Below are 12,902 nucleotides of genomic sequence, written 5' to 3'. Positions count from 1 at the left end.
CCTTTTTCCTTGATTGTTTTTTGGTGCTGTTTGTGCTATGATTATACTGTGCGAGAGTGAAATATTTTAACCGGACGTTAATCGGATGATAACAACCATGCTCCTCATCGCCATTCTCCTTTGTATCATCATCATGGGGATATTGTTCCTTTCTTATCAAAGAGAAAAAAACAATGCCGCCAATTACCGGCGTGAGCTGGTCAACAGCCTCAACGACACCAGGGTGATGGAAAAAATCACGCTGAGCAAAAAGCAGCTCGAGATCGCGTTTGACGCGATCACCGACCTTATCTGCGCGCTCGATGCCGACCTTTGCATCACCCGGGTCAACAAAAGCTATGCCGCGTTTGCGGGGACGTCCATAAAAAAACTCCTGGGCAAACACTGCTGGGAGGTATTGTGGAAACGGACGGAGCCCTGCGACAAATGTCCGGCGCAGAGAACGTTTTCCACCGGCAAGCCCGTGCTCAAGCACCAGGTCACCATGACCGACGCCGAACGGACCAGGCACTTTACGATCGCGACCTATCCTGTTCTTGACGTGGCGGGAAATCCGAAGAATGTGATCGAGCACCTGCGCGACACCACCGAGGAGAAGGCCATCCTCGACCAGCTGCTGCGCTCCGAAAAACTGGCCACCATCGGCACCATGACGGCCGGGATCGCCCACGAGATGATCAATCCGCTCTCGGGCATTTCCGGCACCGCGGCCAACATGCTCGCGATGCGCGATAAGTACGGCCTCAACGAAAAGGGCGCGCAGCGCGTCGCCACCATCCTCGACTCATCGTCGCGCGCCACCGCAATTGTCAAGGACCTTCTGCACCTGTCGCGCAAGGAGGACAGCGCCATAGCGCCCGCCGACGCCAACGGGCTCGTGACCAAATCGGCGGAGGCGGTGCGGCTCAAGGCCCCGTCGGCCGCGGAAGTGGCCCTGCATCTCGGCGCGTCCGTTCCGCCGGTGCTGTGCGATCCCGCAAAGATCCAGCAGGTCCTCATCAACCTGCTCACCAACGCGGTGCAGTCGGTGCAGGAGAAGCAGGCGGTGATGAGCCGTGACAATAAAAAATATTCGGGGCTCGTCACCGTCGCCACCGGAACACAGGATGACATGGTGCGCATTGACGTTTCAGACAACGGCAGCGGCGTGGCGGACGCGATCAGGGAACGGATCTTCGACCCGTTCTTCACCACGCGTCCGCCCGGCGAAGGCACCGGCCTGGGCCTTTCAATCTGCCAGAAGATCATCGACGAGCACGGCGGCCGCATTTTTTTCGAGAGCACGCAAAAGCTCACCGTGTTCTCAATTCTTCTGCCGGTGGCCGCAAAGGGCGGCGAGGAGGGCACCAGCTGATGCACCGAATTCTCATTGTCGACGACGAAATCACCATACGCACCATGCTGCTCGATTTTCTCGAGGGCCGCTACGAGGTGGCCACCGCCGAAAACGCGGATACGGCGCTTGCGTTGTGCGAAAAGCGGCCGTTCGACATGGTGATATCGGACATCAATATGCCGGGCATGAAAGGGCCGGAGCTGCTCGCGGAAATCAAGCGCCGCTCGCCGGGAACGCGCACCGTGCTCATCACGGCTTACAACGTCGATGACTATATTCGCCTGGCGCGCAAATCGGGCGTGTCGAACATCATTCCCAAGACTTCGCCCTTCAACTTCCCCGAGCTCGACGCGCTGGTGGATGGCCTGCTCACCGGCAACATCTTCGGCATCGGCCGGTACCTGCTGCCGCAGCACACGCTGCTCGGCGAGTTCTGCATCCGCTCGTCGGCCGAAGCCAGGGAAGTGCGCGAGGCGGCGGTAAATTTGCTCACCAAACGGCTCGGCGGCGCCGGCGACATGCAGCTCGTGCTCGACGAGATCGTGACCAATGCGGTGTACCATGCGCCCACGTTTCCCGACGGCACCGAGAAATACGAGGAGTTCTCCGACGTCGCGCTTTCGCCGCAGGAGTACGTACGCCTCGAATGCGCGTTCGACGCCGAAAAATACGGCGTCGCGGTCATCGACAACCGGGGACGTTTGACAAAAGATACCGTGCTGTACAAGATCGAACGCCAGCTGTCGGGCGCGGGCGCGTTCGACGATTCGGGCAGGGGCCTGCACATGAGCAGGCTGTTTTCCGACCGGATGATCATCAACATCGAGCCGAAAAAAAAGACCGAGGTAATTCTCATTAATTATTTTTCCCACAAGTACCGCGGCTACAAGCCGCTGTACATAAACGAGCTGTAAAGAAAAATTCACCGCGGAGACACGGAGAGCGCGGAGAAAAATAAAATAGAGTTGGAAGTTGAAGGTGGAAAGTTGAAAGTGAGAAACAAACTAAAGTCTTTGCCTTCAACTTCCAACTTAAAACCATCATAATTCTCGGTGTCCTCTGCGTCTCTGTGGCAATTTTCTTTTTAGGAGGTTGACAAAATGATAAACCGGTGCCGCGGCAGAAAGATCAAGCTGCAGGGCTTCAACAGCCTCACCAAGTCGCTCTCCTTCAACATCTACGACATCTGCTACGCGCGGTCCAAGGCGTCGCAGACCGCCTACCTCGACTACATCGACGAGGTGTACAACTCCAAGAAGGTGCGCAGCATCCTCGAGGAGGTCACCCGCATCATCGAGGCGAACATTATCAACATGTCGAGCCAGGACTACGAGCCGCGCGGCGCGTCGGTGACCGTGCTCATCAACGAGGGGCACCTGGTGCCGCAGGGCACCGTGGCGCATCTTGATAAAAGCCACATCTCGGCCCATACCTACCCGGAAACGAACCCGGTGACGGGCATCAGCACCTTCCGCGTCGACATCGACGTCACCACCTGCGGCACGATCTCGCCCCTCAACGCCCTCGACTTCCTCATCAACAGCTTCGACTCCGACATCGTGCTCATGGACTACAAGGTGCGCGGCTTCACCCGCGACGTGCACGGCCGCAAGATCTACCTCGACCACGACATCACTTCGATCCAGGACTACATCAGTGACGAGATCCTCGACATCTACACGGCCTACGACATCAACATCGTCTCGGACAACATCTTCCACACCAAGATGATGCTGCACAAATTCAAGCTCGACAACTACCTGTTCGGCGCCGAAAACCAGTCGCTCGGGCCGTCGGCCCGCGCCAAGATCTCGAGCCTCCTGCGCAAGGAGATGCTCGAGATTTACCAGTGCAAAAACATTTACACCTACGACATGTAACATGAAACGCCCGTACCTGTACCGCTCCCGGCGCTTCACGCAGCACACCGAGTGGCTCAACGACGACTTCGGCTTCTTCTACACCATCAAGAAGCGCCTTCGGTTCGGCGCCACCAAGTACCAGACCATCGAGCTCGTTGACACCAACGAATTCGGCCGGGTGCTCATCCTCGACGGCATCACCCAGGCCGCGCAATGGGGCGAGTGCTACTACCACGAACCCATGGTGCACCCGGCCCTGTGCACCCATCCCGACCCGCGGCGCGTCCTCGTGATCGGCGCGGGCGACGGCGGCATCATCCGCGAGGTGCTCAAATACCCCTGCGTGGGATCGGTGGACCTCGCCGAGCTTGACAAGGGCGTCATCGACTTCTCGCGCAAATACCTCCCGTCGATCCACCAGGGCGCCTTCGACGACCCGCGCGTGCACATCCACATCGCGGACGGACGGAAGTTTGTGGAGAAAAGCCCGAAACGCTTCGACGTGGTGATTATGGACATGACCGACCCCTTCGGTCCGGCAAAGTACCTTTATACCAAGAATTTCTTCCGTTCCGTAAAGCGGTCGCTGCGCGACGGCCGCGGCGTGTTCGTGATGCACACCGAGTCGCCCGTGGCGCGGCCGCGCACCTTCGCGAGCATCCAGCGCACGCTGCGCTCGGTGTTTGGCCACGTGTGCCCGCTGTACGCCTACATCCACATGTACGCGACGCTCTGGTCCATTACCGTGTCGTCCGACCGCTCGAACATGGCCTCGGTCACCAGCCCCGCTGTTGACAAAAAGCTCAAGCGCTACGGCATCACCGGCCTGCGCTATTATACCGGAAAAATCCACGAGGCGGCGCAGGTGTCGTGGCCGCACCTCGACGCGCTCTTCAAGAAACCCGCGCGGGTGCTGAGCGATAGGCATCCTGATATTCCCGACGATATTGTGCATAAATAACGCTCGCCTCGAGAAGTTTCCGTTGAAAGCGACCGTACTGAGGACCGGCACTCATTTTTCTTTCAACTTCCAACTTTCAACTTTAAACTCTTAATTCCACATAACGTATATTTCTTGTCCTCAATTATCACCACCTAAAGAAAGGTGTGAACAGCATTTAATCCGTTATGGATTTTGCCAAACTGAGCAGGCTCGTCAGCACCCATGGGACACCGTCCCTCTTCCTTTCCCAGAGCAGGCTGCGCGAAGGCTACCGCAGCCTCGCCTACGCGCTCCCCGGCGTGGAGCTGTTCTATGCGGTCAAGTCAAACGCACAGCCCGAGATCATCGACATCCTCAAGCAAGAAGGCAGCTCGTTCGATATCTGCACCAACGGCGAGATCGACGTGGTGCGCCAATGCGGCGTAGCGCCGGAAAAGTGCATGCACACGCACCCGATCAAGCGCGACGCCGACATTGCCTACGCGCTTGACTTCGGCGTATCGCTCTTCGTGGTGGACAACGAGTTCGAGCTTGACAAATTCGTACCCTTCAAGGACAGGGCACGCGTCCTGGTGCGCATGAGCGTGCAGAACCCGGCGTGCATGGTGAACCTCTCGCACAAGTTCGGCTGCGCGCCCACGCAGACGTTTTCCCTCATTGCAAGGGCGCACGCAATGGGGCTTTCCGTGGCGGGCATCAGCTTTCACGCCGGATCGCAGAACGAAAACCCGCTCAAGTACATCGAGGCACTCGATTTCTGCCGCGACATCTGCAGAAAGGCGGCGCTTTCCGGCATCATCCTCGACATCATCGACATCGGCGGCGGGTTTCCCATCAACTACCTCAACCCGGTGCTCCCCATCCAGCGGTTCTGCCAGCCCATCAACGAATATTTGGAACGGTATTTCACCAATTACCGCATCATCGCCGAACCCGGAAGGGTGCTGTCCGGGCCGTGCATGGCGCTCGCGGCCCGCGTGATGGGCAAGTCCTTGCGCAGCGGCGTGTGGTGGTATTATCTTGACGAAGGGCTCTACGGCTCGTTTTCGGGCAAGGTGTTCGACCACGCCGACTATCCCCTGTTCGTGCCGCGCACAGGCGAGACCTTCAACTCGGTGCTTGCCGGCCCCACGTGCGATTCGTTTGACGTGCTGTACGAGAACATCACGCTGCCGCAGCTCGAAATCGGCGACGTGTTGCTGTTCGACTCCATGGGCGCGTACACCAGCGCGAGCGCAACAACGTTCAACGGATTCCCGAAGGCGAAGATTGTCCTTATTGATTAATGGTAATAAAAACATTTCACCGCAAAGGCGCAAAGAACGCAAAGATTAATAATTATTTCAAATCAATTCAATTTTTCTTTGCGACCGTTGCGCCTTTAAGGAATCTGCCATGGAAACCTCACCCCGTTACGAAACTGGAAGCAATTCGTCGCTGTGGATCCAGAACCTGGTGAACGGCCTCGCCGGCATCACGCTGCGCGCCAAGCACTCGCTGTATTACGGCGCGAGCCCGTTCCAGAAGATCGAGATCTTCCACACCTATGCGTTCGGCAAGGTGCTGGTGCTCGGCGACAACATCGTGCTCACCGAGCGCGACGAGCACATTTACCACGAGTCAATCGTGCACCCGGCCATGACCATGCACGCCGACCCGAAACGCGTTCTCATAATCGGCGGCGGAGACGGCGGCTGCCTGCGCGAGGTGCTCAAGCACAAGGACGTCGAAACGGCGCTCGTGGTGGAAATTGACAAAATGGTGAAGGAGGCGGTGGCCGCGCATTTTCCCGCTCTTGCCAAGTCTTTCGCCGACAAGCGCGGCCGCGTGGAAATCGCCGAAGGGTGCTCGTGGCTCGCAAAATCCAGGGAGGCGTTCGACGTCATCGTCGTTGACTCGTACGACCCGGGCGGGCCCGTGCAGTCGCTGGAGACCACCGACTTTTACAAACTCGTGCACGAGCGGCTTGACAAAGGCGGCATCGCGGTGTTCCAGACCGATTCGCCCACCATCCGGGCGGAATATCTGCGCTCCACGGTGGCGACCATCTCCTCGCTGTTTTCGGCGTATAAATTGTACCTGTGCACCATGCCGTCGTTTCCCGAGGCGATCTGCAGTTTCGTGATCTGCGCGAAGGAGGGCGCCGACCTTGACAGCTTCAACGAGAAGCGTTACGCCTCGGTCGCCAAGAAATGCACCTATTACAACCCGGACATCCACCGGGGCGCGTTTCTGCTGCCGGAATATATAAAGAAAATCGTAGCTTGATTGACGGTAAATTAAAAAATCACCACGGAGACGCAGAGAGCACGGAGAAAAAAAGAATGGAGTTGGAAGTTAAAGGTTGAAAGTTGAAAGAAACAACACAAACAAAGCCCTTTCATCTTTAAACTTGAAACTATCTGTTTTCTCTGTGTCCTCAGTGCCTCTGTGATGAGTCTTTTTTCCGAGGTTCCTTATGCCTAACCCCGCCAAAACCGATTTCGGCATCCACCCTTTGCTTAAAAACCGGTACAGCCCGCGCTCATTTCTTGACAAATCGATAGCCCCTGACACGCTGCGGAGGATATTCGAAGCGGCCCGATGGTCGCCGTCGTGCAACAACGACCAGGAATGGTTCTATATAGTCGGCATACGGGGACAGGGCCCCGACTTCGACCGCATCGTATCCGTTCTCAGGCCTAACAACCAGACGTGGGCCTCAAAGGCAAGCGTACTGATGATCGTATGCGGCCGGACTACCTTTACCGGCGGCACAACGCCGAACAAATACCATGCCTACGACAGCGGACAGTCTGCCGCGCACCTGACGTTTCAGGCGGCCTCCGAAGGCGTATCCGTTCACCAGATGGCCGGATTCGACCCTGACAAGACAAGAACCGAGTTTTCCGTCCCCGACGGGTTTGTTCCGCTCACCGCAGTCGCCATGGGCTATGCGGGCGACGCGTCGATGCTGCCGGAAGCTCTTGCCAAAAGGGAAACTGCGGAAAGAACGAGAAGGCCTCAGAAGGAGTTTGTGTTCGGCGGAACATGGGGAAAGCCTCTTGATTGATTTGTCAGACAATTCTTCATTCTTTCGAATTCTCATCACCGGCGTCACCTCCATCCACGGCTGGCCGATCTACAAAAAACTGAAATCCCTTGTCCCTGAAGACCGTTTGTTCTGCATCCGCCCGCCGCGGATGAAAATCCCCCACGCCGGCAATGTGACGTCGCTCTGCATGTCTGATGCCGATCGTCTCCGCCAAATCCGCGATTCGTTCCGTCCCACGCACGTGCTCCATGCAGCGGGCGTGTGCGACCTTGACATCTGCGAAGAACGCCCGAAATACGCTCACGACATCAACGTGGGCGGCGCAAAAAATATCGTTGACATCTTTTCTTCGTCCTGTCATGTCATGTACCTGAGCGCTGACCTGGTGTTCTCCGGCAGCAATCCGCCTGACGGCGGCTATACGGAAGAAATCGATCCTGATCCCGTGAGCGTTGTCGGCGCCACCTATGCTCTTGCCGAAAAAGAAATCCGCCGCGCTCCACGCCGTTGCATCATACGGCTCGGACTGCCCATGGGCGATTCCATCCAGGGCGAAAAGGGCGCGGTTGATTTTATAGAAAGCAGGCTCAGGCGCGGACTGCCCATGTCCCTTTTCAATGATGAATGCAGGAGCTGCATTGATTGTGATGAACTTGCAGATGTCGCGGTGGAATTGCTTTTCCGGGAAACAGAAGGCCTTTATCACCTTGGCGGGCCGAAACCGGTAAGCCTGTACGACATCGGGAAGCGCATCCTTGACAAGGGCAAGTACAAAAAAGAGGCCCTGAAGAAATGGTCGCGCGCCGACGACGTGAACGGGCCGCCGAGGATCGGGAACGTGCAGTTGAATTCGGGAAAAATTGAAAGAATAATCGGCAGGGCCATACGAAGTTGGACGGTGTGATCCGGATTCGTTTTCAATTGCGAAGTAAGATTCCGCTTTGTATAATATAGCTGGCTTTCCCCTGCGAAAATATTCGGAGATATTCCATGAAAAAGGCGTTTGTCGTTGTGAGCGTGTTTCTACTTTCCGTAGTCGGTGCCTGGGGACAACAACCCGCCATCATGGCCTTATATCCGGCGCGCGGCCAACCCGACGTTGAAACGAACATGGCCTGTCTACCTGTAGCGTCCGTCGTGGCAGGTGTGCCACTGCCGTTACAGGCCAAGTTGTTTTCTGCGGACAACCAGTGGCTGAATGCTTATGAGGCCGACAATGCGCCTATTACGTGGGCCATCCAGGAGCTTACGGGCGCGACGAACACGGGCACACTCAACAAGTATACGGGCGACCTAGTATTGTTTACGGGATACAAGGCATACCAGATTGTGAAGGTGACTGCGACATTTTCTCAGGGCACAATTACCATTTCGCAATCAATCAACCTTTCTGTTACACCTGGTCCCGCGCCTCGCCAGATCAATCCTGGAATCTACCTCATAAGCCTGAAGACCTCTGATCGTCAACTGGTAAAAGGCAGATTCATGGTCGTCTGGTAACCGGAAACGCGTTTCGACGGTTTTATTAATGGCGAAGACTTGCTCATCGTATTATTTCGCCTTTCATTGATTTATTTTTATTCTCTTCATCAAACGATCGCCAAAGGAACTTCCATGCACGACATGCTTGTCAAACTCTACAACCTTCCCGGCGACTGCCCGGTGATTGAAAAAGCCAAGGACCACGACGTCACCATCCGCAAGCCCATCGGACCGGAAAAGCATCTGGTGATCGAGTGGGTGAAGACCAAATTCAACAAGGCATGGTCGAGCGAGACCGACGTGGCGCTGTGCAACAGGCCTGTCTCGTGTTTTATCGCGCTCAAGGGGCAGAAGCTCGTCGGGTTTGCTTGTTACGACGCGACCGCGCTCGGCTACTTCGGGCCCACGGGCGTTGATCCCGCGTTCCGCAACAAGGGCATCGGCACCGCCCTGCTTTTTTCCGCGCTGGAAGACATGAAACTGAAGGGTTACGGCTACGCCATCATCGGCGGCGTCGGCCCCGCTGAGTATTACAAGAAAATGGTTGGCGCGGTGGACATTCCGGATTCTTCGCCAGGGATATGGAAAACCTGGCTGCAGGAATTATAAGAATTCACCACGGAGACACGGAGAGCGCGGAGAAAAGAATGGCGTTGGAGGTTGACGGTTGAAAGTTGAAAGAAGCTACACGAACAAGGGACTTTTTACTTTCAACTTCCAACTTGGAACTGTTTGTTCTCTCTGTGTACTCTGTGTCTCTGTGGCGCTTTTTCTTCCTCAGAATATTCTTCGGTAATACGTCTTCCGCTGGCACCCGTTGGCGCCCATCGACTCCTTGAATTCAATCAGCGACCATGACGGCTCCATGGGATCGATGCTGAAGGTGTCGGCAGACACGCCGTAATCGAAATATTTGAACCCCTTCTGGTTGCACCAGCGTATCGAATGCTCGATGAGGTAATTGACGGCAAAGAGATTGTGGTAGTCATAGAGGTGCATGGTGTAGAAATTGAGCACGCACTGCTTGTTGCAGGTGAACAAAAGCTCGCCGGCGACCGGCTTGTTTTCGTAGTAGGCCATGAACAGCGTCATCATGCCGGGGAGCAGCGACCCGATCTTTTTTATTTCGTCAAGCGTGTGCGTGGGCGTCACGTGGAACTTTTCCTTGTTCTTGAGCAGGATCGGATAAAATTCGTCGTAATTCTTGTTTTCCTCGATACGCACGCCCTTGTTCACGGCCTTGTTGATCTTGTGCCGGGTGTTGCGCGACAGCTCCTCCTTGCCGTGGATGATGGAGAAGTCGATCACCGACGAGAACAGGCTCGACAGCACGATGAAATGGTTGTAATGCATGGCGTACTCGACGGACTCGTTGAACGTGGCGTTGTAGATCTGCATGGGCGGGGTGAGGTACACCTCCTTGATGAGCTGCGACGCGCAGTGGCGGATGAACGCCTTGACAATGGCGTCCGCGTCCTGAAGGCCCAGGCGCGCGTTCACCACGAACCCGCCGAAGCTCGCGCCCGTGGGGCTCTTGAACATGTCGCCCGACAGCCCGCCCGGCAGCACGGCCAGGAGCTCGTCGCCCTTGTAAAACATCAGGTGATGAAATGTGAAGCGGTTGGCAGGATGATAATCGAGAAAATCCTGTCTGTGAAACACGGTGCCGTTGTTCGACGCGTCGACAAATGCGTTCCATTCGTTTTTCCGCTCGGGTGCGTACGGGACCACGTTGATTGCTGTTTCAGGCATAGAGTATTTTTCCCTTTGTTCTCGTTTTGTCAGGATTGAATCACTCTAGAAAGATACTTTATTTCCTTTCTTTATGGTTTAATTCCGGCGGTTGCCTCACCATGCGCACCCTGCCGCAGCGAAAGGACCCTCCCATGGCGCTTGACCTCCCCAACGGCGTATCTTTCCGGAAGAACGATGCCATTGAAATCATGCACAACACTACGCCGTTTGACGGCGTTGTGCTGAATTCCGGCGAAGGATACATGTCGCCCTACGAAGACATGTACTACCTCATGTCGGCGCCCCATCAGGGCGTGGAAGACCTGTTTGTCGAGGAAAACGAGATAAAAAGCGCGTATGTGCTTGCCGGGATCGATGCAAAAACAATCCCCTTCGACGCGCTTCCCGCCCGGGTCGAGGTGACGCTGAAGAAAAACGGGAAATCCGTTTTAATGAACGCGCTGGCCGTGCTGTGCGGCAGGACCGGCAAGGAGCCGTATCTGGTGTTCCTGGAGGCGCCGGGAAAGAAAAAGTCATGAGTGATGCACGGCTGGATTCCCACAACGGGCTTTTTTTCCGCCTCACCTCCAGAAAGTCGGTGACGGACCTCCTCGACGTCGTCCGGTCGCCGGCGATGAGAAGGCTTTACGCGCTTGTCAAGAAGCGCGCCGTGGAGTTCAGGGCGTTTGTCCGCAACGAATCGTTTTACTGCGGCGCGCTGTGCGGTGAGTCCGATTACAACATCAGCGTCAATTCCGATATGACCATCTCCTGTCACTGCCAGGGCGACAACAGGGAGGGCATCCTCGGCGATCTTTCCAAAGGGGATTTCAAAAGCGTCTTTTTCGGTCCGACCGCTGCCTCGTTCCGCCGGTCGCTCGCCAAGGGTGTTCTGCCCATCGCGACGTGCAGCAGGTGCTGCGAATTGAAGACCGTTGCCAAATCAAGGGCCGCGGAAAAAGCCGACGCCAGCACTATCCCTGTCGGAATCATGGTCGAGAACACGGTGGCGTGCAACCTCGCCTGCATTTCCTGCCAGCAGCAAATGCTCGAGGCGCCCCGCGCAAAGCGGAAAATGACGCTTGACGATATCGGAAGAGTGTCCTCGGCGGTCCGGGACAATAACATTCAAAAGGTCTATTTCTTCAAATACGGAGAGCCCTTCCTGTCGCCCACGGTGTATGAGGAACTCGAAATCCTCAGGAAGCGGAACCCGTCGCTCATGATCATCATTTCCACCAACGGGAACCTGATCGACACCGACGGAAAGCGCGAGGCGGCGCTGCTTGCCGACCACATTTTCTTTTCCATCGACGGCGTCACCGAAAACATGGTCTCGCATTACCAGCGTGGGAGCTCATTTACAAAAGCATACGGGAACATGCGGGACCTGGTGCACTTCCGCAACGAACGGGGACTTAAAAAACCGGTCATCGACTGGAAATACGTGCTGTTTTCCTGGAACGACCGGCCCGAAGCGATCGACGCCGCCGTCGCGAAGGCAAAGGAATGCGGCGTCGACATCATCTCGTTCTGGCAGACCAACACGCCTTACTATGGAAAATCGTTCAGGCACCATTACCGCACGGTGGCAAAGCCGTGCTGGAAAGGCTGGGAGATCCGGTTTTCGGACGCCGGCGATGTGCGGTAGAAAAAATACCTGTCAGGATATTTCCGGATAGACAAAACCTTCCCTTCTTCAAAAACAAAGTGGGACAGTCGCCTGCCCCACTCTGCTTTTGAAAAGAGAAATTTCTTCCCTACTGCTTTGTTGCCGACACCGTCGCGGTCATGTTCGTCTGGACATAGGCTCCGTTGCCAAGGTCCATACGTTCAGACGTTGTGTTTACAAAAGTGCCGTTGTTGCCGCTGACGCTCACACTCAGGTTGGTTGTATCTCCCGCAGTTGAAATCAGCCTCAGATTGCTGCCGGAAAGCGACCAGGAGCCGGTGTCGGAGGATGATCCTCCCGTTGATGTTATTGCCGGCATTTTGGACGCATAGGTCATGTCCGAATATAATTGCGCATAATTTGCGCCGCCCGACAACGTTACCGTGCTGTCTACGTGGAACGTGGAATCAGGGATGCCCGGAATTCCAAGATGCATCGTTGTGGTCCCTGTTTCATGAAGTGAGTTAAAAACCCATTTTCCGATCATTTCCGTGGTCGTGAGCGCCGCAGGACCGGTGCCGGTGGAATTGGAGCATCCCCAGAGCATAATGCCGGCGACAACGGCGGAAAGTGCAAGAACTTGATAATGCTTCATACAGGCGTCTCCTTTGATGATGTGAAAAGATAGCGGCCGGGCTGAAGCATTATTATACTGAACTATTTTTTTGGAATCAAGGGGATTTTATTTATTTGTCAGCTTGCGCGTAGGCTCAAATTAAATGTAACCGAATACCTATCGGATACATACTGTTTTTAATTCGTAGGCTCATAATTAAGGTAACCCAAGCAGAAAGGGGTTATCTCCTATGGGCCACAAAGAAAAACATGCTTATCGACAG

At 55.6% G+C, this 12,902-nt stretch carries 14 protein-coding genes; 12 read left to right on the top strand and 2 right to left on the bottom strand.

The genetic code is table 11. The annotated features are described in order from the left end of the window. Positions 1-85: 85 nt before the first annotated feature. From VLX68_11425 to VLX68_11380, 10 genes are all read left to right on the top strand, one after another. Positions 86-1,354 (top strand): ATP-binding protein, encoded by a 1,269-nt coding sequence (locus VLX68_11425; protein HUI92847.1) that lies wholly within the window; start codon positions 86-88, stop codon positions 1,352-1,354. Then, positions 1,354-2,250, top strand: a complete 897-nt coding sequence (locus VLX68_11420) for a response regulator (protein ID HUI92846.1) — start codon at positions 1,354-1,356, stop codon at positions 2,248-2,250. Before VLX68_11425 ends, VLX68_11420 begins: the two co-directional genes overlap by 1 nt. Before the next feature lie 186 nt (positions 2,251-2,436). Further along, positions 2,437-3,216, top strand: a complete 780-nt coding sequence (gene speD / locus VLX68_11415) for an adenosylmethionine decarboxylase (protein ID HUI92845.1) — start codon at positions 2,437-2,439, stop codon at positions 3,214-3,216. 1 nt (position 3,217) lies between these two features. Next, positions 3,218-4,159 carry a polyamine aminopropyltransferase gene (gene speE / locus VLX68_11410; GenBank protein ID HUI92844.1) on the top strand — a complete coding sequence of 314 codons (942 nt, stop codon included), beginning with the start codon at positions 3,218-3,220 and terminating at the stop codon, positions 4,157-4,159. A 167-nt stretch (positions 4,160-4,326) separates the two neighbouring features. Beyond that, the gene (locus tag VLX68_11405) at positions 4,327-5,427 is read left to right on the top strand and encodes a type III PLP-dependent enzyme (protein HUI92843.1); all 1,101 of its coding nucleotides are present in this window, start codon (positions 4,327-4,329) and stop codon (positions 5,425-5,427) included. A 109-nt stretch (positions 5,428-5,536) separates the two neighbouring features. Next, positions 5,537-6,409 (top strand): polyamine aminopropyltransferase, encoded by an 873-nt coding sequence (speE, locus tag VLX68_11400; GenBank protein HUI92842.1) that lies wholly within the window; start codon positions 5,537-5,539, stop codon positions 6,407-6,409. A 190-nt stretch (positions 6,410-6,599) separates the two neighbouring features. Next, positions 6,600-7,193, top strand: a complete 594-nt coding sequence (locus tag VLX68_11395) for a nitroreductase family protein (protein ID HUI92841.1) — start codon at positions 6,600-6,602, stop codon at positions 7,191-7,193. Further along, entirely contained in the window at positions 7,186-8,079 is an 894-nt protein-coding gene (locus VLX68_11390; GenBank protein HUI92840.1) for a sugar nucleotide-binding protein, read from the top strand. The genes VLX68_11395 and VLX68_11390 overlap by 8 nt, the downstream gene beginning before the upstream one ends. An 86-nt stretch (positions 8,080-8,165) precedes the next feature. Next, positions 8,166-8,675 (top strand): hypothetical protein, encoded by a 510-nt coding sequence (locus VLX68_11385; protein ID HUI92839.1) that lies wholly within the window; start codon positions 8,166-8,168, stop codon positions 8,673-8,675. Between the two features lie 114 nt (positions 8,676-8,789). Next, positions 8,790-9,266 carry a GNAT family N-acetyltransferase gene (locus tag VLX68_11380; protein ID HUI92838.1) on the top strand — a complete coding sequence of 159 codons (477 nt, stop codon included), beginning with the start codon at positions 8,790-8,792 and terminating at the stop codon, positions 9,264-9,266. A gap of 168 nt (positions 9,267-9,434) precedes the next feature. Here the strand turns inward: VLX68_11380 and VLX68_11375 are convergent, their stop codons facing one another. After that, positions 9,435-10,409 (bottom strand): GNAT family N-acetyltransferase, encoded by a 975-nt coding sequence (locus VLX68_11375; protein HUI92837.1) that lies wholly within the window; start codon positions 10,407-10,409, stop codon positions 9,435-9,437. Between the two features lie 134 nt (positions 10,410-10,543). Here VLX68_11375 and VLX68_11370 point away from each other — a divergent pair, with 134 nt between their 5' ends. Then, entirely contained in the window at positions 10,544-10,930 is a 387-nt protein-coding gene (locus VLX68_11370; protein HUI92836.1) for a hypothetical protein, read from the top strand. Beyond that, positions 10,927-12,042, top strand: coding sequence for a radical SAM protein (locus VLX68_11365; GenBank protein ID HUI92835.1), 1,116 nt, complete (start codon positions 10,927-10,929; stop codon positions 12,040-12,042). The genes VLX68_11370 and VLX68_11365 overlap by 4 nt, the downstream gene beginning before the upstream one ends. 109 nt (positions 12,043-12,151) lie before the next feature. Here VLX68_11365 and VLX68_11360 read toward each other — a convergent pair whose 3' ends face one another. Continuing rightward, positions 12,152-12,658: a hypothetical protein gene (locus VLX68_11360; protein HUI92834.1), complete on the bottom strand. Its 507-nt coding sequence runs from the start codon at positions 12,656-12,658 to the stop codon at positions 12,152-12,154. Between the last annotated feature and the right edge of the window lie 244 nt (positions 12,659-12,902).

Source organism: Chitinivibrionales bacterium (assembly GCA_035516255.1).
Taxonomy (GTDB): Bacteria; Fibrobacterota; Chitinivibrionia; order Chitinivibrionales; family FEN-1185; genus FEN-1185.
This window is presented reverse-complemented; position numbering and strand designations above follow the sequence as displayed.

Excerpts from the sequence above, each read along its gene's own strand:
- VLX68_11425 (HUI92847.1), top strand. The coding sequence starts at position 86 with ATGATAACAACCATGCTCCTCATCGCCATTCTCCTTTGTATCATCATC.
- VLX68_11420 (HUI92846.1), top strand. The coding sequence starts at position 1,354 with ATGCACCGAATTCTCATTGTCGACGACGAAATCACCATACGCACCATG.
- speD (HUI92845.1), top strand. The coding sequence starts at position 2,437 with ATGATAAACCGGTGCCGCGGCAGAAAGATCAAGCTGCAGGGCTTCAAC.
- speE (HUI92844.1), top strand. The coding sequence starts at position 3,218 with ATGAAACGCCCGTACCTGTACCGCTCCCGGCGCTTCACGCAGCACACC.
- VLX68_11405 (HUI92843.1), top strand. The coding sequence starts at position 4,327 with ATGGATTTTGCCAAACTGAGCAGGCTCGTCAGCACCCATGGGACACCG.
- speE (HUI92842.1), top strand. The coding sequence starts at position 5,537 with ATGGAAACCTCACCCCGTTACGAAACTGGAAGCAATTCGTCGCTGTGG.
- VLX68_11395 (HUI92841.1), top strand. The coding sequence starts at position 6,600 with ATGCCTAACCCCGCCAAAACCGATTTCGGCATCCACCCTTTGCTTAAA.
- VLX68_11385 (HUI92839.1), top strand. The coding sequence starts at position 8,166 with ATGAAAAAGGCGTTTGTCGTTGTGAGCGTGTTTCTACTTTCCGTAGTC.
- VLX68_11380 (HUI92838.1), top strand. The coding sequence starts at position 8,790 with ATGCACGACATGCTTGTCAAACTCTACAACCTTCCCGGCGACTGCCCG.
- VLX68_11375 (HUI92837.1), bottom strand. The coding sequence starts at position 10,409 with ATGCCTGAAACAGCAATCAACGTGGTCCCGTACGCACCCGAGCGGAAA.
- VLX68_11370 (HUI92836.1), top strand. The coding sequence starts at position 10,544 with ATGGCGCTTGACCTCCCCAACGGCGTATCTTTCCGGAAGAACGATGCC.
- VLX68_11365 (HUI92835.1), top strand. The coding sequence starts at position 10,927 with ATGAGTGATGCACGGCTGGATTCCCACAACGGGCTTTTTTTCCGCCTC.
- VLX68_11360 (HUI92834.1), bottom strand. The coding sequence starts at position 12,658 with ATGAAGCATTATCAAGTTCTTGCACTTTCCGCCGTTGTCGCCGGCATT.